The sequence below is a fragment of the Actinomadura sp. 3N407 genome, from assembly GCF_052245875.1.
Classification (GTDB): Bacteria; Actinomycetota; Actinomycetes; order Streptosporangiales; family Streptosporangiaceae; genus Spirillospora.
Genome location: NZ_JBQQBP010000001.1, coordinates 190,569 through 213,248, shown reverse-complemented (window position 1 = coordinate 213,248; position 22,680 = coordinate 190,569). Strand labels below are relative to the sequence as shown.

17 protein-coding genes are annotated in these 22,680 nt (G+C 73.4%); 5 read left to right on the top strand and 12 right to left on the bottom strand.

The window, feature by feature from the left end:
• Position 1 precedes the first annotated feature (1 nt).
• Positions 2-1,171, top strand: coding sequence for an ROK family transcriptional regulator (locus ACTWPP_RS00885; protein WP_443102074.1), 1,170 nt, complete (start codon positions 2-4; stop codon positions 1,169-1,171).
• Here ACTWPP_RS00885 and ACTWPP_RS00880 read toward each other — a convergent pair.
• The 3 genes from ACTWPP_RS00880 to ACTWPP_RS00870 are packed head-to-tail and all read right to left on the bottom strand — an operon-like array spanning position 1,168 to position 3,598.
• On the bottom strand, positions 1,168-1,575 hold the full coding sequence (locus ACTWPP_RS00880; RefSeq protein WP_443102073.1) for a cupin domain-containing protein: 408 nt from the start codon (positions 1,573-1,575) through the stop codon (positions 1,168-1,170). The genes ACTWPP_RS00885 and ACTWPP_RS00880 overlap by 4 nt on opposite strands.
• The gene (locus tag ACTWPP_RS00875; protein WP_443102072.1) at positions 1,575-2,396 is read right to left on the bottom strand and encodes a phosphoenolpyruvate hydrolase family protein; all 822 of its coding nucleotides are present in this window, start codon (positions 2,394-2,396) and stop codon (positions 1,575-1,577) included. Before ACTWPP_RS00875 ends, ACTWPP_RS00880 begins: the two co-directional genes overlap by 1 nt.
• Positions 2,393-3,598, bottom strand: coding sequence for a Tm-1-like ATP-binding domain-containing protein (locus ACTWPP_RS00870; protein ID WP_443102071.1), 1,206 nt, complete (start codon positions 3,596-3,598; stop codon positions 2,393-2,395). The genes ACTWPP_RS00875 and ACTWPP_RS00870 overlap by 4 nt, the downstream gene beginning before the upstream one ends.
• Positions 3,599-4,058: 460 nt before the next feature.
• Between ACTWPP_RS00870 and ACTWPP_RS00865 the strand changes: the two genes are divergently transcribed.
• Complete coding sequence (locus tag ACTWPP_RS00865) at positions 4,059-4,805, top strand: GntR family transcriptional regulator (protein ID WP_443102070.1); 747 nt, start codon at positions 4,059-4,061, stop codon at positions 4,803-4,805.
• Between the two features lie 13 nt (positions 4,806-4,818).
• Here the strand turns inward: ACTWPP_RS00865 and ACTWPP_RS00860 are convergent, their stop codons facing one another.
• The 5 genes from ACTWPP_RS00860 to ACTWPP_RS00840 form a co-directional block, all read right to left on the bottom strand.
• The gene (locus ACTWPP_RS00860) at positions 4,819-5,517 is read right to left on the bottom strand and encodes an ABC transporter ATP-binding protein (RefSeq protein WP_443102069.1); all 699 of its coding nucleotides are present in this window, start codon (positions 5,515-5,517) and stop codon (positions 4,819-4,821) included.
• Positions 5,514-6,440, bottom strand: coding sequence for an ABC transporter ATP-binding protein (locus ACTWPP_RS00855; RefSeq protein ID WP_443102068.1), 927 nt, complete (start codon positions 6,438-6,440; stop codon positions 5,514-5,516). The genes ACTWPP_RS00860 and ACTWPP_RS00855 overlap by 4 nt, the downstream gene beginning before the upstream one ends.
• Positions 6,440-8,983: an FtsX-like permease family protein gene (locus tag ACTWPP_RS00850; RefSeq protein WP_443102067.1), complete on the bottom strand. Its 2,544-nt coding sequence runs from the start codon at positions 8,981-8,983 to the stop codon at positions 6,440-6,442. Before ACTWPP_RS00850 ends, ACTWPP_RS00855 begins: the two co-directional genes overlap by 1 nt.
• A complete protein-coding gene (locus tag ACTWPP_RS00845; RefSeq protein WP_443102066.1) occupies positions 8,980-12,273 on the bottom strand; it encodes an FtsX-like permease family protein in 3,294 nt (1,097 codons plus the stop codon). The genes ACTWPP_RS00850 and ACTWPP_RS00845 overlap by 4 nt, the downstream gene beginning before the upstream one ends.
• Before the next feature lie 120 nt (positions 12,274-12,393).
• The gene (locus tag ACTWPP_RS00840) at positions 12,394-15,600 is read right to left on the bottom strand and encodes a BTAD domain-containing putative transcriptional regulator (protein WP_443102065.1); all 3,207 of its coding nucleotides are present in this window, start codon (positions 15,598-15,600) and stop codon (positions 12,394-12,396) included.
• A gap of 127 nt (positions 15,601-15,727) precedes the next feature.
• Between ACTWPP_RS00840 and ACTWPP_RS00835 the strand changes: the two genes are divergently transcribed.
• Positions 15,728-16,288, top strand: a complete 561-nt coding sequence (locus ACTWPP_RS00835; RefSeq protein ID WP_443102064.1) for a dihydrofolate reductase family protein — start codon at positions 15,728-15,730, stop codon at positions 16,286-16,288.
• 95 nt (positions 16,289-16,383) lie between these two features.
• Here ACTWPP_RS00835 and ACTWPP_RS00830 read toward each other — a convergent pair whose 3' ends face one another.
• Both ACTWPP_RS00830 and ACTWPP_RS00825 read right to left on the bottom strand, forming a co-directional pair.
• On the bottom strand, positions 16,384-17,295 hold the full coding sequence (locus ACTWPP_RS00830; RefSeq protein ID WP_443102063.1) for a helix-turn-helix domain-containing protein: 912 nt from the start codon (positions 17,293-17,295) through the stop codon (positions 16,384-16,386).
• A complete protein-coding gene (locus ACTWPP_RS00825) occupies positions 17,292-18,113 on the bottom strand; it encodes an SAM-dependent methyltransferase (protein ID WP_443102062.1) in 822 nt (273 codons plus the stop codon). The genes ACTWPP_RS00830 and ACTWPP_RS00825 overlap by 4 nt, the downstream gene beginning before the upstream one ends.
• 270 nt (positions 18,114-18,383) lie before the next feature.
• On the opposite strand from ACTWPP_RS00825, the gene ACTWPP_RS00820 reads away from it, so the two are divergent.
• Together ACTWPP_RS00820 and ACTWPP_RS00815 are read left to right on the top strand one after the other, a co-directional pair.
• A complete protein-coding gene (locus ACTWPP_RS00820; RefSeq protein ID WP_443102061.1) occupies positions 18,384-18,737 on the top strand; it encodes a YciI family protein in 354 nt (117 codons plus the stop codon).
• A 75-nt stretch (positions 18,738-18,812) separates the two neighbouring features.
• Positions 18,813-20,105: an RNA polymerase sigma factor gene (locus ACTWPP_RS00815; RefSeq protein WP_443102703.1), complete on the top strand. Its 1,293-nt coding sequence runs from the start codon at positions 18,813-18,815 to the stop codon at positions 20,103-20,105.
• A gap of 15 nt (positions 20,106-20,120) precedes the next feature.
• Here the strand turns inward: ACTWPP_RS00815 and ACTWPP_RS00810 are convergent, their stop codons facing one another.
• On the bottom strand, positions 20,121-22,160 hold the full coding sequence (locus ACTWPP_RS00810; protein ID WP_443102060.1) for an MMPL family transporter: 2,040 nt from the start codon (positions 22,158-22,160) through the stop codon (positions 20,121-20,123).
• 152 nt (positions 22,161-22,312) lie between these two features.
• On the bottom strand, positions 22,313-22,660 hold the full coding sequence (locus tag ACTWPP_RS00805) for a VOC family protein (protein ID WP_443102059.1): 348 nt from the start codon (positions 22,658-22,660) through the stop codon (positions 22,313-22,315).
• Positions 22,661-22,680: the final 20 nt, after the last annotated feature.

The following is a 22,680-nucleotide window of genomic DNA, read 5'->3' as shown; positions in this document are numbered from 1 at the left end:
CATGCAGCCGAAGAGCGCGCACTCGGCACGGGCCCTGCGCAGCCAGGGCGCGCTGGCCGTGCTCCGCCACGTCCACGCGCACCCGTCCGCGACCCGCGCGGACGTGGCGCGCGCGCTCGGGCTGAGTAGCGGCTCCGCCACCGAGATCACGAGCCGGCTCAAGGCGTCCCGGCTGGTCCAGGAGACCGCGCCGCCCCGCACCGGCGGACGCGGCCGCCCCTCCCCCGCCCTCACCGCGCACCCCGGCGGCCCGCTCGTCTGCGTCGTCGACATCAGCCACGAGGAATGGCGGGTGGCCTGCGTGGAACTCGGCGGCCGCGTCATCACCGAGGACACCGGCCGCCACTCCGGCTCGCCCGGCCTGGTCGGGACGCTCGCCGCGCACGTGGCCGCGCTGCACGACCGCCACGGCCGGCGTGTCCGCGCGGTGTCCGTCTGCGTCGCGGGCACGGTCAGCGGGACGACGATCGTCCAGGCGTCCGGCCTCGGCTGGCGCGACGTCGGCCTCGGGCCGCTCAAGCCGCCCGGAATCCCCCTCCTCGTCGGCAACAACGCGTCGCTCATCGGGCTCGCCGACGCCCGGCGCGGTGCGGGCGCGGCGGCACGGATCGTCCTGCACCTGACGGTCGAGGTCGGCGTCGGCGGCGTCCTCGTCGTGGAGGGCCGCCCGGTGGACGGCGCGACAGGCGCGGGCGGCGAGTTCGGCCACATGCCGTTCGGCGACCCCGCGCTGGAGTGCCCGTGCGGTGCCCGCGGATGCTGGGACCTGGAGGTCGACGGACGCGCCATGGCCCGCGCGCTCGACCGTCCCCCGCCCGCCGACCCGCGCACCGCGGCCGGGGAGATCATCGCGTCCGCGGCGTCCGACCCCGGAGCCCTGGGAGCCGTCGCGGGCGCCGCCCACGCGCTCGGACGGGGCATGGGCGCCCTCGTCAACGCCCTCGACCCGGACGTCGTCACCCTCTCCGGCCTGGCCCTCGACCTGGCCGCGACAGCGCCGGCGTCCCTCGACGGGGGTTACGCCTCGGCGCTGATGCGCTACCGCCGGGCCGGCCCGCCGCCCGTCCTGCGGTCCCCCCTCGGCCCGCAGGGCGCGCTCATCGGCGCCGCCGACGCCGCGTTCGACGTCCTGCTCACCGAAGAGGGCCTGGACGCCTGGTCACGCGGCTAGGCCTGGCGCCATTCCGGAACCGCGCCGGCCTCGTGCAGGCAGAAGTCCGGTGCGCCCTCCAGGGCCTTCTCCTCGCCGCCCGGCGTGTACGTGACGATCAGCCGGAGCGGGCGCCACGTCGTGTTGTGCGTGGAATGCCAGACGCCCTTGAGGATGTGGACGGCGTCGCCCTCGCGGATCGCGAACGGCCTGCCGTCGTCCACCATCTGCGTCGCCTCACCGGAGATCACGTAGATGACCTCCTCGGCGTTCGGATGGTTGTGCCGCGCGTGCCCCTTGCCGGGGTTGACGATCACCTCTCCCAGCGTGCTGCTCGCACCGGGCACCGACGACGGCGTGACGAACCACTTGATCGACCCCCAGTCGAAGGTCATCGTCGTGACGTCTCCGGGATTCACCAGCATCAGATCTCCAGGTTCTTGAAGGCGGCCACCTGCTGCGTGATGGCCCGCTCGGTCGGCAGCCGCTCGACCGAGGAGGCCCCGAAGAAGCCCACGACGCCCTCGGTCCGCGAGAGCACGTAGGCGGCGTCGTCCGGTTCGGCGATGGGTCCGCCGTGGCAGAGGACGAGGACGTCCGGGCGGGCGGCGTACGCGGCGTCCCGCATGGCCTGCACCCGCTCGACCGCCTCGTCCAGCGTCAGGGCGGTGCCCGCGCCGATGCTGCCCTTGGTGGTGAGCCCGACGTGAGGCACCAGGACGTCGGCGCCCGCCTCCGCCATCGCCCGCGCCTGGTCCTCGTCGAACACGTAAGGGGCGGTGGCCATGTCGCGCTCGTGCGCGAGCCGCACCATCTCGACTTCCAGCTCGTATCCCATGCCGGTCTCTTCGATGTTCTGCCGGAACACCCCGTCGTACAACCCGACCGTCGGGAAGTTCTGCACGCCCGCGAACCCCATGGCCTTGAGCCGGTCGAGGAAGACCGGCATCACCCGGAACGGGTCCGTGCCGCACACCCCCGCCAGCACGGCCGTGTCCTTCACGACGGGCAGCACCTCGGACGCCATCTCCACCACGATCTGGTTCGCGTCCCCGTACGGGAGCAGCCCGGCCAGCGACCCGCGTCCCGCCATCCGGTACCGGCCCGAGTTGTAGATGATGATCAGGTCGACGCCGCCGGCCTCCGCGCATTTGGCGGACAGCCCCGTGCCCGCGCCCGCGCCGATGACGGGCCTGCCCTCCGCGACACCGGCCCGCAGCCGCTCCAGGACGGTCTGACGGTTCACTGCGCTCCCCCCGAGATCAACTGGTGCAGCCGGTCGGCCATCGCGCGGCCGAACACCGGGTCGTTGATGTTCACGTCGAGCCTCTCCGTCTCCACCGCGCCGTCCATCTCCGCGAAGCACGCCTCGTCCGCGGCCGGGTCGTGGAAAGGCATCCCCGCCGCGTCCAGCGCCGACACACCCCCGAGGGGGAGGAACAGGACGGTCGGCCCGGTCGCATCGGCCACCTTCGCCGCCACCCGCCGTCCCAGCTCCGCCATCTCCTCCCGTGTCGTCCGCATCAGCGTCACGGTCGGGTTGTGGACGTAGAGGTCGCGCCCCTCGAACCGCTCGGGGACGGTCTCGCGCGGCCCGAAGTTGACCATGTCCAGAGCGCCGGGCGCCACGACCTGCGGAACTCCGTGCCGCCCCGCCGCCGTGAGCCGCTCGGGCCCGGCCGACAGGACGCCCCCGACCAGATCGTCCGCCAGCTCCGTCGTGGTCAGATCGAGCACCCCGGCCAGCAGCCCGCTCTCCACGAGCCCCTCAAGCGCCCGGCCCCCGGCCCCGGTCGCATGGAACACGAGCACCTCATACCCCAGCTCGTCCAGCCGCTCCCGCGCCGCGTCCACCGCCGGCGTCGTCACTCCGAACATCGAGGCCGCGACAAGGGGCCGCTCATCCACACCCGGCGCCGCCCGCGCCCCCTCGTACGCCTTCGCCATCCCCGCCGCCGCTGCCGCCGCGTTCCCGAGGATGAGCCGCGACACCCGGTTCACGCCCGCGATGTCGACGACGCTGTACATCATCGTCACGTCCTTGGCGCCCACGTACGGCGTGACATCCCCGGACGCCATCGTGGACACGATCAGCTTCGGCAGCCCGATCGGCAGATCCCGGACGGCCCGCGCCGCGATCGACGACCCGCCGCTCCCGCCGACCGCGAGCACGGCGTCCACCCGCTCCAGGCCCGCGAGAACGGCCGCCGCGCCCTCACCCATCGCCGTGACGGCCGCGCCCCGATCCCCCGCGTCCCGCAACGCCTCAAGCGACGCGCCCCCGGCCTCCGCGACCCGCTCGGCGGCAACATCGGCCTCTACCTCGGACGCCCCGATCCCCGCGTCCACCAGCACCACATCGCAGCCCAGCCCCCGCACCCGGTCACGGAGCCAGGTGTACTCGGCCCCCTTGGTATCGAGCGTCCCCACCAACACGACAGTCGCCATGAAGAACGAATTCCCCACCGCCCCACCCCGCAACCGGTGTCAGGCATGGACAGGAATCCGGCGCGGGGACCTTTTGGTGGGGGTGGCGCGGCCGGGATGGGGGGCTGCTCAACCGGCGGCGCCACCCCGGCTCTAGAGGGATGCGACCGCGTTCTGTCTTCTGGCCGCCAGGATGGCCCGGCCGAGTTGTTCGGGGCATCGGGCCCCGACGAGCAGGCGGCCGGGGAGGCGATGAGCTCGGCGTCGCGCCGGCGTGGGCTGTCGGCGAGCATTCCGCGGACGAAGGCCCTGGCGGCCGGCACCATGCAGGGACAGCCGGGATAGGTCTGGCTCCACTCCATGGCGCCTCCTACGGACGGTGATCGTATTGTCACAGCAAAGCTGTGCGCACAGCTTGCAAGCGGTGCGCACAGGTTGTCAGGCTGTGTCCGAACATTCGCACCCGGCAATCGGAGACGCCGTGACCCAGCCCGCCTATCAGCGCATCGCCGATGATCTACGGCGCCAGATCATCGGCGGGCAGCTCGCAGCAGGCGACAAGGTCCCCTCGCGCGCTCGGCTCCGCGAGCAGTACGACGTCTCCGACCAGGTCGCGATCCAGGCCGTGCGGCTCCTGATCTCCGAAGGCTTCCTGGAGGCCCGCTCGGGATCGGGCACCTACGTCAGGCGCAAGCCCACACTGAAGCGCCTTGCTCGTTCCTGGTACGGCACGAGCGGCCGCACCAACTCCCCGTTCCGCACGGAGATGGCAAGGCAGGGTCGGGCCGGCACCTGGCGGGTATCGTCGCAGACCGCCGCGGCGAGCCCGTCAGTCGCGGAACGGCTCGGCATCGCGGCGGGCGACCCCGTGATGGAGAGCCGGTACACCTTCCTCGCCGACGACGAGCCGGTGATGCTGTCCACGTCGTGGGAGCCGCTGGAGATCACGCAGGGCACACCGGTGATGTTCCCGGAGGAGGGCCCGCACGCGGGCGCCGGGGTCGTCGCGCGGATGCGGGAGATCGGCCGACACATCGAGACCGCGCAGGAGGTCGTCACCGCCCGCCCGGTCTTGGCGGCCGAGGCCGACCAGCTCGGCGAGGCGCTCGGGTCGGTGGTGATGGTGATCGCGCGGACCTACGCCACGGCGGACCGGCGCGTCGAGACCGCGGAAATCGTGGTGCCGGTCGACCGGTACGAGTTGGCGTACGTCATTCCCGTCGAGTGACGCGCGACCGGTGTCAGGCGGGGGTTGGGGCGGGGGTTTCGGTGATGACGCCGTCTTGCAGGTTGAGGATCCGGTCGGCTTCGGTGAGGAGGGCCTGGTCGTGGGTGGCGACCAGGACGGTGACGCCTTCGCTGGAGACGACGGCGCGGAGGAGGGGCATGATCGTGGCGGCGGTCTCCGAGTCGAGCTGGCCGGTGGGCTCGTCGGCGAGGAGCAGGCGGGGGCGGTTGGCGAGGGCGCGGGCGATCGCGACGCGCTGGCGCTGGCCGCCGGAGAGCTCGTAGGGGCGCTGGGCCGCGTGGTCGGCGAGGCCGACCAGGGCGAGGAGGACGCGGACGCGCTCGTCGCGCTCGGAAGGGGCGGTGCGGACGAGGCGGAGCGGCACCTCGACGTTCTCGGCGGCGGACAGGACGGGGATCAGGCCGTGCGACTGGAAGATGAAGCCGATCTGGTCGCGGCGCAGGGCGAGGAGGTCGTTCTCGTGGAGGGCGCCGACGTCGCGGCCGTTGACGCGGACGGTGCCGCCGTCGGGGGCGTCCAGGCCGCCGATCAGGTTGAGGAGGGTCGTCTTGCCTGAGCCGGAGCGGCCCTTGATGGCGACGAGTTCGCCGGGGGCGACGTCGAAGCTCGCGCCGCGCAGGGCCGGGACCTCGATCCGGCCGGTGCGGTAGGTGCGGGTGAGTCCCTCGGCGGCGACCATCGGCTCGGTCATTCGCTGTCCTTCCGGTCCGGCCAGACGCCGACGTGGTCGTTCTCCAGGTTGAGCCGGACGCGGTCGCGCAAGTCGAGGGCCTCGGTGAACGCCGCGGGGAGCTGGACGCGGCCCGCGCGGTCGAGGACGGCGTACTCCTCGGCGGTCAGGGAGCCGTCGCCGAAGCGGCGGCGGACCTCGCTGCTGGTGCGGCCGTCGCGGATGCCGACCGTCCGGTCGACGTGTTCGGAGATCTGCGGATCGTGGGTGACGACGACGGTGGTGGTGCCGAACTCCTCGTTGACGCGGCGGAGGGCGGCGAAGACCTCGGCGGCCGTGGCGGTGTCGAGTTCGCCGGTCGGTTCGTCGGCGAGGACGACGTGGGGTTCGTTGGCGACGGCGACGGCGATCGCGATGCGCTGCTGCTGGCCGCCGGACAGCTCGTCCGGGCGGCGGCCCGCGCAGTCGCCGACGTCCAGCATGCCGAGGAGTTCGGCGGCGCGGGTGGCGCGGGCGCGGCGGGACCGTCCGGCGAACCGCATCGGAAGTTCGACGTTCTGCGCGGCGGTCAGGTACGGGAGCAGGTTGCGGGACGTCTGCTGCCAGATGAACCCGACCCGCTCGCGCCGGAACCGCAGCCGCTCCTTGGACGCCATGGTGAGCAGGTCGGAGCCGGCGACGCGGGCGACGCCGGCGGTGGGCACGTCCAGGCCGGACAGGATGTTCAGCAGCGTCGACTTCCCCGAGCCGGACGCGCCGACGATGGCGACCAGCTCGCCGGGGTCGACGAGCAGGTCGAGGCCTTGGAGCGCGACGACCTCGACGCCGTCGGTCTTGTAGATGCGCACGAGGTTGTCGCAGACGATGTGCGCGCCCTCGCCGTAGACGGGGCCGCGTTCGGCGGCGCGGCGTTCCAGCTCGGCGAGGTCGGGTGCTTCGGTCATCATTCCCCCGTTCTCAGGGCGGTTCCGGGGCGGGCGTCGAAGGCGCGGTCGACGGCGACGGCAGCGGCGGCGGCGAGCAGCAGCGACGCGGCGAGCCCGAGCAGCGCCGGGACTCCCGGGAGGTGCACCGCGGCGGTGAAGCCTCCGGTGTAGGGGCGCAGGTCGACGACGGGGCCAGTGATCTCGGGCAGCAGCAGCCCGAGCACCCATCCGGCGCCGACCGCGCACAGCAGGACGGGCGCGATCTCGGCGAGCGCGAGACCCCGGCTCTGCCGCCGGCTCAGCCCGAGGGCGCGGAGGCGGGCGATGGTGCGGCCCCGGGCGCGGGCCCCGACGACGAGGACGAGCAGGACGGCGAGGAGCCCGTACGCACCGCCGATGAGGGCGCCGTCCCGGAAGGTGTCGTGGACGACGGACGCGAGTGGCAACCGGGTCATGCCGCTCAGCACGTCCTGCCGGATCCGGATGTCCCGGCCGGGGACGGTGGCGCCCAGCGCCTTCGTGTCCAGGTCGTGCCCGGCGACGAAGACCTGGGACGGGAAGCCCTTCGCGTCGGCGAGCATCGTGTGAGGGACGACGACGAACGCGGAACCGGCGTCCAGGCCGGGGAACCGCTCGATCCGGCCGGACGGCGTGACGCGCAGCGGGGTGAGGCCGGGTCGGCTCAGTGTCACGGCCCCCGAGCCGAGGAGGCGGGAGGCGGACGCGGACACCCACACCCCGGACGCGTCCGGAACGCCGGGCATGTCGGGCGCGAGTTCGCGGTAGGCGTCCAGGTCCACGCCGATCACGGTCATCGGCGCCGGGTCCGCCTGGGACGTCACGTTCGTGACGACCCGGGCCGGGACCACGCCGGTCACACCGCGCACGGCGCGGATCCTGCCGAGGGCGGCGTCGTCCAGCGGACCGGCCGCGATCCGGGCGTCGGCCCCGACCTCCGCCCAGGACGCGCGTTCCTGGCCGGTCCGCAGGGCGGTGTCCACGGTGGCGGCGAAGCCCGCGATGGCGGCGGCCAGCAGCAGGACGACCAGCGGCAGCGTGCCGACGAGGCTCTGCCGGGACGCGCGGGCCAGGCCGAGGAAGGCGACGGCCCCGCTGCGCCGCCGCAGGAACGGCCAGGCGGCGCGCAACAGGTACGGGTAGGCGCGCAGGACGAGCACGCCGAGCGCCGCGCCGAGCAGCACGGGCACGGCGGCGATCAGCGGGTCGGTCCCGGCGTCGCGTCCGCGTCCGCGCAGCAGGACGACGCCGATCACCGCGAGCGCGACCAGCAGCGCGTCCAGGACGAGCCGCCGCCGGGACGGACGCGCCGCGACGAGGTCGTCACGCCGGTCGGCGCCGAGGCCCCGCTCCCGCAGCACCGTCACGGCGGAGACCGCGATCACGCCCGCGATCAGCACGGCGACCGCGACGACCGAACTCGTCTGCGGCGGCCCCGCGCCGAGCAGCCGCCCCGCCGCGTATCCGGCGACCGCGGACGGAACGACGGCGAGCGCGGCGAGCCCGCACACGGGGACGGCGAGCTGACGCAGCGAAGCGCCCCGCGCCCGCATCGTGCCGAGGACGGGCCTCAGCCGTTCGCCGAGGAGCCCGGCGGCGAGCAGCAGCACCCCGAACGCCACGGCGGCGAGCCCGCCCAGCGCCAGGCCGAGGACGGACCGCGCGGTGTGCAGCCGCCCCGCGAACTCGTTCAGCCGGTCGTCCAGCGCCGTGACGACGGTGCAGGACAGAACGCGGCGCCCGGCGACCGCGGAACGGAATGCGTCCAGGTCGGCGGCTATGTCCCGTGCCTCCCCGGCGCCGATCGCGTGCTCGCGCACCGGGAACCGCCAGCTGAAGGTGAACTCCATCGTGGTCGCGCGCGTGAGCCGCGCGTATCCGCCGGGGCCGATCAGCGCCGTGCCCGCGTCGGCCTGGAGGCCCTGTGAGCCGAGGGACTCCTTGACCGGGTGCAGCGTCCTGGCGCGCGGCGCCCAGAACGGGTCGGCGGGATTCACCGGCTCGAACAGGCCGGAGATCGTGACGTGCACTTCACCCAGGTTCAGCCGGTCGCCGGCCTTGTAGCCGAGCCGGTCGGCGTACCGCTTGGAGACCATGACGAGGATCTCGCCGTCCTGCCGGTCGTACGCCGGTGAACCCGCGACGAGGCGGATGCGGTCCCACGCGCCGATGTCCCACTTCAGATAGAGGAGCCGGGGCGCCGCGAACCGGCCGGCGACGTTCAGGCGTCCCGTGCCGACGGACGGCTCCGGCTCGCCGACGACCCCGCGCAGGGAGCCCGGCAGCAGCCCCTGCCAGGCGACGGTGTTGGACGCCAGCGCCGCCTGACCCGGCACGGCGGACCAGGCGGACTCCCCGCGCGCCCTGCCCTCCACCCGGACGTCGGCGGCGGTCCCGACCGCGGCGGCGGCCGCCCGGTCGTATCCGGCGGCCGTCCGGGAGGGGACGGTGACCGCGAGCAGCGCCGACATCAGCGACAGCACTGCCAGCGCCGCGAGCGGCGCCCATTGCGCACCCGCCAGCCGCGTCCCGGGGCCCCTCATCGGTCCTCCCCCGCGCGCAGTCCGGCGCCGAGGTCCCGGCGCCGCAGGACGCTCAGGACCGGCGGCAGCACGAGCGCGAGCACCGCCGCCACCCCGGCGACCATCGCCAGCACGACCGGCCACTGGACGACCGGGTCGGCGGGCGGATACGACTGTGCGGCCTGCACGCTCAGCACCACGTGCGGGACCACCAGCCGCGCCACGACCAGCCCGAGGACCGTCCCGCCCAGCAGGCCCAGCACGACCAGGTACGCCTGCTCGATCGCGAGCATCCCGGCGACCTGCCGGGGATGGACGCCGAGCGCCCGCAGCACCGCGAACTCGCGGGACCGTTCACCGGCCGTCACCGCCGCGTTCACCACGAACGCGATGACGGCGAACGCGAGCGCCGCGCCGAACCCCAGCACCAGCGCCCCCTGGAGCGCCGCGCCGAGCGGCGCGTCCCGCAGTTCGGAGCGCAGCGCGACGCGGTCGGCGGCGACGCCGCCCCAGGCGGGGTGGCGGGTGAGGGCCCGGACGGCGGGGGCGGTGCGGCCGTCCCGCGCCGAAGCCCACCATTCCCGGGGAGCGATGCTTCCGGTGTCCGCCGCGCCGACGGCGACCCGGCTCTGGGCGAGGGTCGGCAGGTCCACCAGGACGCCCGGCACGCCCGGCGGCACGCTCGGCAGCGCGGGCGCCACCCCCACGACCTTGACCGGCTGGTCGCCGTCGACGGTGTTCAGCGTGACCGTGCCGCCCACGCCGGTCTTGGCCAGGCGCGCCGCCTCGTCGGTGATGACGCCGGGCACGGCCGGCTGGAGGTCGGTGTTCCCCGTGGTGCGGGACGGCGGCGTGGACGTCCCGAGAACCGCGTGGACGTCCCCGAGCGGTATCCTGCTGAACCTGCCCGCCCTCGGGTCGTCCAGCGGGGTCTCGGGGATCGACAGTCGCCCGAGCGTTCCCTCCGCGTCCTCCATGCTCGGCTCGACCTGCCTCATCACGCTCGGCGAGAGGGCGAACGCGTCCCACCGGGAACCGGCCGGGCGGGACGCCTCCCCGGCGCCGTCGCCCCGCACCCGCAGGATCTCCAGTTCGAGCGGCCCCCCGACGGGGTTCCGGTCGTAGGAGTAGTGGACGCTCCGTATCGACAGCGGGTGGGACAGCGCGCCGCCCGTCCCCGCCAGATCGTCCAGTGCGAGCGTGTGCACGGCACCGTCGGCGGCGAGTCCGGGAAGGGTCACCCTCCGGGTCAGCCCCTGCCCGTCCACGATCGTCACGGCGATCCTGTGGGCGGCGCCGGCCGATGGCGGCGCGTCCCCCGGCGCGGGTCCCGCGCGGCTGAGCCGCAGGTCGAACCGCAGCCGCTCCGGCCGTCCCGGGACGGTCAGCGCCGGGGCGGCGGGACGCGACCGGGCCAGCTCGTCCAGCCGCAGGTCACGCCGTAGATCGGGCTGGACGCGCAGCAGCGGGCCGAACGTCTTCGCGTCCGCGCCGAGAAGGACCGCCGGCCGGGTGCCGAGGTCGGCGTCCGCGCGCAGCACCGGTGTCGCGGACGTGACGCCGGGCAGCGCCGCGAACCGGCCGCCCTGCCCGAGCGGCGCCGGGCCCTCGCCGCGCGCCGAAGGGACGAGCCGCAGGTCGGCGCCGCTCTTGAAGTCCGCCTGGTCGACGTGCGACCGGCGCCAGGTCGCCATCGTCGTCACCGACAGGACCCCGACCGCCATCGCCATGACCAGCAGCAGCACGGGCCCGGTGTAGCGGAGGCGCCGGCGCCCCACCTGCCGGGTGCCGAGGACGGGCACCAGTCCCCGTCCCCGTGTCGCGACCCGTTCGGCGGCGCGGGACACCACCGGCACCGCCCGGAGCAGCAGCACCCCGCCGGCGAGCAGCGCCAGCGCCGGGCCGGACACGATGAACGGGTCCACACCGTCCGAACCGCCGGACGCGCCGCCGCCCGCACCGTCCACCCCGTACCGGGTGAGCTGCCAGATCGCGAGACCGGCGACGAGGAGCAGCGCCAGGTCGACGCCCGATCCGAGCGCCCCGCCCCGCGCCGGGCGGCCGATGCCGGCCTGCGCCTCCACGAACGTGCGGTTCGCGCCGCGCAGGGTCGGGATCGTCAGGATGACGGCGCAGGCCAGCGCCGCCAGCACCGAGACGGTCCACAGCGGCGCGGACGGCCCGGTGTCCAGCCGCAGCCCCGACGCGCGCACCGCCGGGGCCTGCCCGGCGAGCCGCAGCAGGGGCCCGGCCAGCAGCGGGCCGAGCACCGCGGCGGGCAGGACGATCAGCAGCCCCTCGGCGAGCCCGGCGGCCGCGAGCTGCCGCATCCCGATGCCGCGTGTCCGCAGCAGCGCGACCTCGCCGCGCCGGTGGTCGGCCAGCAGCCGGGCGACGAGCAGCCACGCGCACCCGGCCAGCAGGATGAGCTGGATCACCGGGATGAGCATGGTGGAGCGCGCGACCTGCACGGCCTCGCGCAGTTGCCCGGTCAGCTCCGGCAACCGCGTCACGACGGCGAACTGCGTCCCGTCTCCGGCCTTCTGCAGGGCCTCCTCGCCCTTGGCCATGCGGTCGGCGAGCGGTCCGAGGTCGCCGGTGTCCACGTCGCGCAGGTCGGGCAGGACGGTGAAGCGGGCGTCGGAGCCGGTGCCGGTGAAGCGCTCCGCGTACACCTCGGGACGTACCACGAACGGCCCGTACGTCGTGTAGTTGAGGCGTTCGACGCCGGTCGTGATGAGCCGGTCGCCCTGCCAGAAGTAGCTTCCGGGGTCGGGGACGTCGAACAGTCCGACGACCCGGACCTTCACGGCCGACGTCTTGTCGACGCGTCCCTTCAGGGTGAAGGCGTCGTCCACGTCGATGCGCATGGCGTCGGCCGCGGCGCGCGGCAAGGCCGCCTCCACCTCACCAGAACCGGCGCCGGCGCCGGGCCAGCGTCCCTTGGTGAGGCGCGCGTGCTTCTCGATCCCGGTGTAGGTCGCGAACGCGGTCAGCTCGGGATGGTCGCTGTCCTCCTGCCCCGGCATCGTGTAGGAGTCGCTGCGCACGCTCATCGAGACCGACAGCGGCACGTCGCCGTAGATTTGGCCGAGCGCGCGGCCGACCTGGTCCCGCACGTCACCGAGCCCGCCGGGTCGGACGTGCGTGCCGATCGTCGTCCCGGCCGTCTCGAACGTCGCCTCGGCGAGGGTGCGCCGCACCCCCTCCCGGGTCACCGGCCCGGTGTAGCCGACCAGGGCCGCGAGGACGGTGGTGGCGAACAGCGCGGTCGCGCAAGCGGCCAGCACCAGCATCCGATCGCCGGCCATCCGCCCGATGATGAACCCCCGCCGCCCCATGGCGCTGATGATCATCTGTGTGCGGCGTGCGGGACAAGGGGCCGCAATGATTCTTTGACAAATCGCGACAATGTCGCAATTAGCGACAAATCACTCAGCGGCGGCGCGCCACACCGAGACGCCCTCCGGCGGGACCGACTCCGCCCGCCGCAGAATCTCCTCCGGATCGAGGGCGGCCCCGGCCTCGAAGGCGTCCCCCGCGTCGCCGATCCGCCCGGCGGCGCGGTCGATGTCCTCCTGTTCGGCCGGCCCCGGGGGCAGGCCCGCCGACGCGCGGATGGCGGCCGCCTTGCCGAGGGCGTGCGCCGCGTCCTCGGTGCGGCCCGTCAGGCTCAGTGCACCGGCCAGCCCTTCCAGGGAGCCCGCCAGGTCGCGCGGTGCCTCCAGGCGGATCGCGACGGCCAGCGCGTCCCGATGGTAGGTGAGCGCGCCCGCCGCGTCCCCGCGTGCATCGGCCACGTGGCCGAGTCCCGTCTGGACGAGGGTCAGGTAGAGCGGCGGGAACTCTTCCGGGGAGGCGGCCGCCAGCAGGCGGTGCAGACGGTCCTCGGCGTCGTCGAGACGGCCTTCGCGGTGTGCCACCAGGGCGAGGCCGATGTCGGCGAACGTCACGGCCTGCGCGAAACCCTGCTCCACGGCCACCCGGTGCGCGCGGCCGAACAGGCGGCGGGCGGACGTGTGGTCGCGCCGCAGGTAGGCGATCCAGCCGCGCCAGGCCATCCGGACGGCGACGTCCGGCCACAGGTGCAGTTCCTCCGCCATCCGCTGGCCGTCGTGCTGCAGCCGCTCGGCACGGTCGTAGTCGCCGGTCAGTTCGGCCAGCGCGCCGAGCCACTCCACCGCCTGCAGCCGGCCCCAGCGGTCCCCGATCTCGGCGAACAGCGCGGCGGCCCGCTCGGCGTCGCGTTCCAGTGCGGCCGGGTCGCCGTGGGCGTGGGCGTGCTGCGCCCGCAGCACGAGCGCGGCCGCCTCGCCCCAGCGATCACCGGACGAGCGGAACGCGTCCAGCGCCTCCTCCAGCGATGCCGCGCCCGCCCCGGCGTCGTCCAGCTCGAACTGGGCGTAGATCAGGAACCATCGCGCCCAGGCCCGCAGGTGCGGGTCTCCGGTCTCGTCGACGAGACCGAGGACCTCGTCCCGGCGGGCCGGCCAGTCGCCCGGGACGCCCTTGAGGACGGCGAGGCCCGCCCGCCACGTCAGCGCCCTCGCGCGCACCGCCGTGTCTCCGCCGCCGTGCTGGAGCGCCGTGTCGAACGACCGCAGCGCCTCGGTCAGCTTGCCGCGCAGGAACCAGTACCAGCCGAGGGCGTTGACCAGGCGGAGCGCGTCGTCGCCGGTGGCGGCGTCCAGCGCGGCACGCAGATTCGCCGACTCGTTGTCGAGCCTGCGCAGCCAGCGCGCCTGGTCGGGGCCGTAGAGATGACGTTCCGCGCGTTCGGCCAGATCGATGTAGTGGCGGCTGTGGTCCGTGCGGGTCCGCCGGTCCTCGCCCGCCTCGGCCAGCCGTTCGGCGGCGTAGGCGGCGACGGACTCCAGGAGCCGGTAGCGGGGGCCCTCCCCCGGCCGTTCCGTCATGACGACGAGCGAACGGTCGACCAGCCGGATCAGGACGTCCAAGACCTCAGCCTCGGGAACGTCCTCCCCGGCGCAGACGGCTTCGGCCGACTCGGCCGCGCAGCCGTCGGCATGCGCGGACAGCCGCCGCAGGACGGCCCGTTCCGGCCCGGTCAGCAGGTCCCAGCTCCACTCGATCATCGCGGTGAGAGTCCGCTGCCGGGCGGGGGCGCCGCGATGCCCGGACGACAGCAGCCGGAACCGGTCGTCGAGCCGGTCGACCAGCCCCTCCACGCCGAGCGTCCGCACCTTGGTCGCGGCCAGTTCCAGGGCGAGCGGGATCCCGTCCAGGCGGCGGCACACCTCCCCGACCTGCCCGGCCGTCCCCTCGTCCAGCCGGAATCCCCGCGAGGACGCCGCCGCCCGGGTCGCGAAGAGCCGGACCGCGCTCGCCGTCTCCGGGTCGTCGTCCGCACCGGGCACGTCCAGCGGGGGGACCGACCACACGACCTCGCCGGGCAGGCCGAGCGGCTCCCGGCTGGTGGCGAGGATCCGCACGCCGGGGACGCGGCGCAGCAGCCGCTCCGCCAGTTCGGCGGCCTGTTCGATCACGTGCTCGCAGTTGTCCAGGACGAGCAGCAGCCGGCGGGCGCCGAGCGCCGCCGCGAGACGGTCCAGCGCCGGACCCTCGTCGCCCGGCGCGTCCCGGATGTCCAGGATCGCCGTCACGACCTCCGCGAGGTCGGGCACCGTGGACCGTTCGAACCCGGCCAGCTCCGCCATCCACACGCCGTCGCCGAAACCGTCCACGAGGCCGGACGCCGTCTCCACCGCGAGGCGTGTCTTGCCGACGCCGCCGGGGCCGGTGAGGGTGACGAGGCGGTCGGTGCCGATCCGCGCCCGGATCTCCCGGACGGCGTCGTCCCGCCCGATCAGCTCGGTGGTGGGGACGGGCAGGTTCGACCGGGGACCGGGCTCGCGCCCCGCGGGCACGTCCAGGGCCGGGTCCTGCCGGAGGATGGACCGCTGAAGATCGGCCAGCTCGGATCCGGGATCGAGGCCCAGTTCGTCGGCCAGCAGCGTCCGGTAGCCCTCGTAGCTCTCCAGCGCCTCGTTCTGCCGCCCCGCCCGGTAGAGCGCCCGCATGTGCGCGGCCCGCAGCCGCTCACGCAGCGGATGCGCGCCGACCACGTCGCCGAGCTCCCCCGCCAGGACCCCGTGCTCCCCCAGGTCGAGCCGCACCTCGGCATGCTCCTCCAGCGCGGTCAGCCGCAGCTCCTCCAGCCGCGCGATCGCCGGCCGCGGAAACGGCTCGTCCGCGAAGTCGGCGAACGCGGGCCCGCGCCACAGGTCCAGCGCCTCGGCGAGCAGCGCCGCCCGCTCCTTCGGCTCCGCGGCCCGGCGCGCCTCGTCCACCAGCCTCTGGAAGCGCCGGGCGTCCACCCGTTCGTCGCCGGCGCCCAGCAGGTAGCCGGCCGGACGCGACTCCACCAGCGCCCGCGCGCCCGGCTCCGCGTCCTCCAGCACGCGCCGCAGCTGAGACACCTTCGCCGACAGCGCGCCCATCGGGTTCCCCGGCGGGTCCTCGCCCCACAGGTCGTCGATCAGCCGGTCGGCGGGCACCGGACGGCCCTCGTTGACCAGCAGGTCCGCGAGCAGCGCCCGGACCTTCAGCCCGGGCACCGCGACGAGCCCGCCGTCATCGGTCCAGACGGCGAGCGCCCCAAGCACCCCGAAACGCACACCACGACCCTAATGCCGACAGGTGACGGCGCCGCCCGGAAGCCCGCCGTAAGAATCCCGTAAACGATCTGCCGCACAGTGATTCAAGCAAGCCCGAACAGGCACGATCCGATCTACGGAGGAAACCATGCGCAAGATCATCAGCTCGACGTACATCTCGCTCGACGGCGTCATCGAGAACCCGCAGAACTGGACCTCGGCCTACTTCCAGGACGAGGCCGCCGCCTACGCCAACGACCTGCTGTTCTCCTGCGACGCCCTGCTCATGGGCCGCAGGACGTTCGACGGCTTCTCGCAGGCGTGGCCGGCCATGGAGGAGTCGACCGGCGACTTCGGCGTCCGGATGAACAACCTCCCCCACTACGTCGTCTCCGACACCCTGCGGAAGCCGGGCTGGGGCGACACCACGGTGATCAAGCGGTCCGACACCGTCGCCGAGATCACCAAGCTGAAGGAGCAGGACGGCCTGGACATCCTGCAGTACGGCTTCGGCCCCGTGTCGCGGACGCTGGTGGAGCACGGGCTGCTGGACGAGCTGCGCCTGTGGATCCACCCCGTCATCGTCGGCCCGGCCGACCCGGAGGAGCTGCTCACCCAGAAGGACTTCTCGGCGTCGTTCGAGCTGGCGGACACCAAGACGTTCAGCACCGGCGTCATCATCGCGACCTACCGTCCCACCGCCAAGTAGCCGGGCGGGCGGCATGACGGGAGCATGCCGGAGCGGGCGGAAGCGGGCAGAAGCGGGCAGGGCCCCGGCCATGGTGCCGGGGCCTCGCCCTTGCCTCACCCGAGCTGGTCGAGGACGCTCCGCAGGAGGGCGAGCGTGCGGATCGGCGGCTCCGCCTGGACGCCGAGCCGGTTCAGGACGTCCCGGTACCGGATGAGGTCGGACGGCCGGTCCGGGTACAGCGCGCTGGTGAGCTGCTCCAGGTAGACGACGTCGGGCAGTTCGGGTTCGGCGAACCGCAGCAGCGTCATCGGTCCGCCCTCGGCGGCGTGGCCGCCGGCGGCGAACGGCAGGACCTGCACGGTGATGTTCGGGCGCTCCGCCATCTCGATCAGGTGCCGGATCTGCGCGCGCATCGTCTCGGCCCCGCCGACCGAGCGGCACAGCGCCGCCTCGTCGAGGACCGCCCACAGCTTCAGCGGATCGGGACGCTCGAACACGCGGCGGCGGTGCATCCGCAGCTCGACCCGCCGCTCGATCTCGTCCTGCGGCGCCTCCGGGTACCGGGCGGCGAGCAGCGCGCGGGCGTAGCCGGCGGTCTGCAGCAGCTCCGGGACGTCCTGGACCTCGTACACGCGGGCGACCACGGCGCCCTGCTCCAGCCCCAGATAGGGCTCGAACCAGGAGGGCACGACGTCGCCGTACTCCTGCCACCAGCCGGGGATGTTCGCGTCCTCGGCCAGGTCCAGCAGCGGCTCGCGGCGGCCCGGGTCGGTCACGCCGTAATGGGTCAGCAGGTCGGCGACATCGCGTTCCTTGAAGCCGACGCGGCCCAGCTCCATCCGGCTGATCTTGGAGTGGGAGGCGCGGATCTCGTACCCGGCGTCCTCGGTGGAGATCCCGGCCGCCTCGCGGAACCGGCGCAGCTGCGCCCCCACCAGCATCCGCAGCACCGTCGGGCCCGCCGTCCGGTCCCGCTGCGCGGGGACGACGCGGGCCGGTTCGTCCGGGGGTTCGCCCGCGCTCATGTCTTGCGCCCGACGGCACAGAACTCGTCCACCTCGTCCGGCTCGCCGAACGGGCTCGGCTCGACCCGCCACCGCGACACCGGCACGACGCCCGGCTCCAGGATCTCCAGGCCCTCGAAGTAGCCGGCGATCAGGTCGGGCGTGCGCAGATGGTAGGGGGTCTCGCTCGCCTCGTTCCACATCTTGATCGCGCTGTGGAACGTGTCGCCGGTGAAGACGTCGGTGCTGTCGGCGACGGCCAGGTGGCTTCCGGGGGGCAGCGCGCCGACCAGGTGGGTGACGATCGAGCGCGCCGTGTCGTAGTCCGGGATGTGGCCGAGGATGTTCAGCAGCATCAGCGCGACGGGACGGTCGAAGTCGAGCGTCCGCGCGGCCTCGGCGATGATCCGCCCGGGGTCGCGCAGGTCGGCGTCGACGTAGCTGGTGGTGCCCTCGGGGCGGCTGGTCAGCAGCGCCCGGGCGTGCGAGAGGACCAGGGGGTCGTTGTCGACGTACACGATGCGGGCGTCGGGCGCGACGCGCTGCGCCACCTCGTGGGTGTTGTCGATGGTCGGCAGGCCGGTGCCGATGTCGAGGAACTGGCGGATGCCGACCTCTCCCGCCATGTACCGGACGGCGCGTGCCAGAAAGGCCCTGGAGTGCCGGGCGATGTCCACGATCTGCGGGTAGACGCCGACGAACTGGTCCCCGGCGGCCTGGTCGACGGGGTAGTTGTCCTTGCCGCCGAGCCAGTAGTTCCAGATGCGCGCGGACTGCGGGATCGTGCTGTCGATCTGGGGCTCGGGCGGGACACCGCCGCCCGGTACCGACTCTCCCACGGGACGCCTCCTCGGACGCGCAAGAACCTTTCTACGGGACGAAGTTACTCGTAGGACGTCCACTTGCCCACCGAAGCGGAATGTTCAGTTCGCGGTGATCTGAGGGGATCTGTCGAACATGCCCCCATCGCACCGCGCTGACCTGGCACGATACGGGGTCCCGGAAAATCTTCAAAGAAAGTCGGGAAGGAATGTCGATCCGGTCACCCCCTCTTCGACGCGTCTGTGAAGGGCCGGAGAGACCGGGCCCGCAAGACAGAGGAGACAGCGATGCGGTTCTTGATGATGACGACGGACACCGGCGCGGACCAGGGCCCGCCGGACGAGGCGATGCAGATCGAGATGGGCAGGTTCATCGAGGAGATGTCCAAGTCCGGTGCGCTGCTGGCCACCGGCGGGCTGGAGCCGGGCGGCACCCGCATCACCTCGTCCGGCGGCAAGGTCACCGTCACCGACGGCCCGTTCGCCGAGGCGAAGGAGGCCGTCGTCGGCTTCGCGCTGGTCGAGACCCGTACCCGGGAGGAGGCGATCGAGCTGTCCAAGCGGTTCTACGAGATCGTCGGGGACGGCGCGGGCGTCATCAAGCAGGTCTTCGGCCCCGGGGACCCGATGCCCGGCGCCTGAGCCGCGGCTGAGCCGCCGCCGAGCCGCGCCCGAGCTTGCGCGGCGGCCGGTGCGGGTGCTCTCATCGGCAGCGTGATGGCCTCGAACGGTTCCGACGTGCGGCGATCCGGCGTCCACGCGAGCATCGACGCCGTGTGGCGGCTGGAGGCCGCCCGCATCATCGCCGGTCTCGCCCGGATGGTGAACGACATCGGCCTCGCCGAGGAACTCGCGCAGGACGCACTGGTCGCCGCGCTCGAACAGTGGCCCGAGTCGGGCGTCCCGGACAACCCGGGCGCCTGGCTCATGGCCGTCGGCAAACGCCGCGCCGTCGACCGGATCCGCCGGCAGCGGCGCCTCGAACACAAACTGGAGGAGATCGGGCGCGACCGGGAGACGCAGACCCCGCCGGAGATCGACGTCCCCGACGACGAGCACATCGAGGACGACGTCCTGCGCCTGGTGTTCACCGCCTGCCATCCCGTCCTGTCCACGCAGGCCAGGGTCGCGCTGACGCTGCGCATGCTCGGCGGCCTGACCACCGAGGAGATCGCGCGGGCGTTCCTCACGTCCGAGCCGACGGTCGCGCAGCGGATCGTCCGGGCGAAGCGGACCCTGTCGGACGCGGGCGTGCGGTTCGAGGTGCCCGAGGGCCCCGACCGCGCCGCCCGGCTGTCCTCCGTCCTGGAGGTCGTCTACCTGATCTTCAACGAGGGGTACACGGCGACCGCCGGGGACGACTGGGTGCGGACGGACCTGTGCCAGGAGGCGCTGCGCCTCGGCCGGATCCTCGCCGGCCTCGCGCCCGGCGAACCCGAGGTGCACGGCCTCGCCGCGCTGATGGAGATCCAGGCGTCCCGCATCCGGGCCCGCACGGGCCCGTCCGGCGAACCCGTCCCGCTCCTCGACCAGGACCGCGGCCTCTGGGACCGCCTCCTCATCCACCGCGGCTTCGCCGCCCTGCTCCGCGCCAAGGAGATCGGCGAGCCGCCCGGCCCGTACGTCCTGCAGGCCGCGATCGCCGCCTGCCACGCGCAGGCGCCCGCCGCCGAGGACACCGACTGGGCGCGGATCGCGTCCCTCTACGAGATCCTCGCGGGCGTCGCGCCGTCCCCCGTCGTGGAACTGAACCGCGCCGTGGCCGTCGGCATGGCGCACGGGCCGGAGCGGGGTCTCGGGATCGCGGACGCGCTGGCGGACGAGCCGTCCCTGCGCGGCTACCACCTGCTGCCGAGCGTCCGCGGCGACCTGCTCGCGCGGCTCGGGCGGCTGGACGAGGCCCGCGCGCAGTTCGAGCGCGCCGCGGAACTCACCCGCAACGAGCCCGAACGCAAGATCCTCCTGGACCGGGCCGCCTCCCTCGGCGGTCCTTCACCGCGGCCGAGCTGACGGCCCCGACGCCGGTCAGCCGATCGGGACCCGGGCCGGGCCGGGTTCGGGCGGGACGGTGACCGGCCGGGACGGCTCCACCCGGAGGATCCTCGCGACCCAGTCGGGCAGGTACCAGTTCCACTTGCCCATCAGCGACACCAGGGACGGCAGCAGCATCGACCGGACGATCGTGGCGTCCAGCAGGATTCCGAACCCCAGCCCGGTCGCCATGACCTTCAGGTCGGTGCCCGGACCCGACGCCAGCGCCGCGAAGGCCAGGAACAGGATCAGCGCCGCGCTGGTCACCAGCCGCCCGGTGCGGCCGATGCCCTGGACGATCGCCGTCGTGGTGGAGCCCGTCGCGTCGTACACCTCGCGCATGCGGGCCAGGATGAACACCTCGTAGTCCATCGACAGCCCGAACAGGAACGCGAACACCGTCAGCGGCACCCAGAACGTGACCGCCCCGGTCTCGGAGATGCCGAAGACCAGTTCCGATCCGATGCCCTGCTGCCAGAACAGGACGATGACCCCGAACGTCGCCCCCATCGACAGCAGGTTGAACAGCACCGCCTTCAGGGGGAGCAGCAGCGACCGGAACGCCCGCACCAGCAGGACATAGGTGAGCAGCGCGATCAGCGCGAGCATCATCGGGAAGTTGCCGTAGACCGCTTTCAGGAAGTCGATCTGGGCCGTTCCCGTGCCGGTGACGCCGATGACTCCCGGGGTCCCCTCCGCCCGGTCGATGACGTCCCTGACCGTGCCGACGGTCGTGGAGTTGACCGTCTCCTCGTCGGGGATCAGCACCACCACCGTCTTGCCGGCGCGGTTGCTCGCGGCGCCGCCGGGCACCAGCGCCCGTTCGATGCCCGGCACCCCGCCCAGCTCGGCGGCCACCGACCCGGCCTCGCGGGTGGTCGCGAGGACCTCGATCGGGGTGAGGTTGCCGGTGGTGACCCCGCCGCGCTCAAGGGTGGCCAGCGTCTCGTGGGCGGGTCCGCTCTCGGCCAGCGAATCGCTGGACGCCATCCCGATCCTGATGCCGGAGAAGGCCCCGACCAGCGCCAGCAGCGCCGCGATCGACACGGCCGCCGCGATCCACCGCCGCCTGACCATCAGCGCCGCCCACCTGCTCCAGGACCGGCTCGCGGAGTCCTCGCGGCGGATCCTCGGCCAGTCCCACCGGGGGCCGACACTGCCCAGGATCGCCGGGGTCAGGCTCAGTGTGGCGGCCACGCTGGCCAGCGGGATCAGCGCACCGCCCACGCCCATGCTCCGCATGAACGGAACCGGCAGCACCAGCAGCGCCAGCAACCCGATCGCGACCGTCACCCCGGAGAACACCACGGCGTGCCCGGCGGTCTGCGTCGCGATCACCACGGCCTCGTGGTTGTCGGCGCCCCGATGGCGTTCCTCCCGCCACCGGGTCACCACCAGCAGCGAGTAGTCGATCGCCACCCCGAGCCCGATCAGCGCGATCAGGAACTGCACGAGGGCGGAGAACGTGCCCAGCTCGCTCAATGGCAGCAGCAGCGCGAACGTCGCCAGGATCGACGCGGCGGCGATGATCAGCGGCAGGAACGCCAGCATCGAGGCGAACACGAACGCCAGCACCGCCAGGGCGCCGAGCGAGCCGACGAGCACCTCGATCAGGATGCCCGGCCCCTCCGACTCCGAGCCCGAGGCCAGCACCCCCTCCCCGGTGACGCCGATCGTGGTGCCGGGCGGTTTGGCGGTGTCCAGCGCGCGGTGGACGGCGTCGGTCGGGATCTTGGCGGTCGACGACGTGTCGTACTGGAAGAACACCATCGCATAGGCGGTGCGGCCGTCCTCGGTGACGAACGCGGGATCACCCGTGTTGGCCTGATCCAGCACCCGCACGTTGGGAACCTCGGCCTGGACGTTGGCGAACGCGGCGGCCACCCCCGCCTGTTCGCCCCCGACCGTCCTGCCCTCCGGGAAGCTCACCGTCACCAGATAGGGCGCGGTGTAGCCGCCGTTGCCGAAGGTCTCGGTGATCTGCGCGGCGGTCTCGCTGCCCGGCTCACCCGGCAGCGAGAAATCCGTCGTCATCCGTTCACTGACCGGTCCGGCGACGGCTCCGCCGGTGATGGCCACGACAAGCCAGAAAACCATCACCAGCCTGCGATGGGCCAACATGAATTCAGCCCAGCGACGCATATTGCTCCTCCGTCGATTGATGTGGTCCGGGATCCGGGATCCGTTCAGCTCTTGGGCTGGATGAGGCCGATGACGTTGCCGTCCACGTCCCTCACCGAGGCGACGAGCTTGCCGCCGCCGACGTCCTGGACGCCCTGGACGGAGGTCGCCCCCTCGTCCAGAAGTTCCTGGTACTTGGCCCGGATGTCGTCGACATGCCAGTAGGGGGTCGGATGGGTGAGGCCCTTGCCATGGGCGTTGGGGTCCAGGCCGACGTCCTGCCCGGCGACCTTGAAGCCGACGTAGTAGGGCTCGTCCATGTGGGGCTCACCGCCGGCCACCACGGCCAGCAGGCGCTTGGCCCTGTCCAGGTCCCTGACCGGGAAAATGATGGTCTTGACGCCTTCGTTCATTTCTCGCACTCCTGCCCTCA

Bases quoted from the DNA above. Each gene is read 5' to 3' on its own strand.
- ACTWPP_RS00885 (WP_443102074.1), top strand. From the start codon at position 2: ATGCAGCCGAAGAGCGCGCACTCGGCACGGGCCCTGCGCAGCCAGGGC.
- ACTWPP_RS00880 (WP_443102073.1), bottom strand. From the start codon at position 1,575: ATGCTGGTGAATCCCGGAGACGTCACGACGATGACCTTCGACTGGGGG.
- ACTWPP_RS00870 (WP_443102071.1), bottom strand. From the start codon at position 3,598: ATGGCGACTGTCGTGTTGGTGGGGACGCTCGATACCAAGGGGGCCGAG.
- ACTWPP_RS00860 (WP_443102069.1), bottom strand. From the start codon at position 5,517: ATGACCGAGCCGATGGTCGCCGCCGAGGGACTCACCCGCACCTACCGC.
- ACTWPP_RS00855 (WP_443102068.1), bottom strand. From the start codon at position 6,440: ATGACCGAAGCACCCGACCTCGCCGAGCTGGAACGCCGCGCCGCCGAA.
- ACTWPP_RS00850 (WP_443102067.1), bottom strand. From the start codon at position 8,983: ATGAGGGGCCCCGGGACGCGGCTGGCGGGTGCGCAATGGGCGCCGCTC.
- ACTWPP_RS00845 (WP_443102066.1), bottom strand. From the start codon at position 12,273: ATGGCCGGCGATCGGATGCTGGTGCTGGCCGCTTGCGCGACCGCGCTG.
- ACTWPP_RS00835 (WP_443102064.1), top strand. From the start codon at position 15,728: ATGCGCAAGATCATCAGCTCGACGTACATCTCGCTCGACGGCGTCATC.
- ACTWPP_RS00830 (WP_443102063.1), bottom strand. From the start codon at position 17,295: ATGAGCGCGGGCGAACCCCCGGACGAACCGGCCCGCGTCGTCCCCGCG.
- ACTWPP_RS00820 (WP_443102061.1), top strand. From the start codon at position 18,384: ATGCGGTTCTTGATGATGACGACGGACACCGGCGCGGACCAGGGCCCG.
- ACTWPP_RS00815 (WP_443102703.1), top strand. From the start codon at position 18,813: ATGGCCTCGAACGGTTCCGACGTGCGGCGATCCGGCGTCCACGCGAGC.
- ACTWPP_RS00810 (WP_443102060.1), bottom strand. From the start codon at position 22,160: ATGACGACGGATTTCTCGCTGCCGGGTGAGCCGGGCAGCGAGACCGCC.
- ACTWPP_RS00805 (WP_443102059.1), bottom strand. From the start codon at position 22,660: ATGAACGAAGGCGTCAAGACCATCATTTTCCCGGTCAGGGACCTGGAC.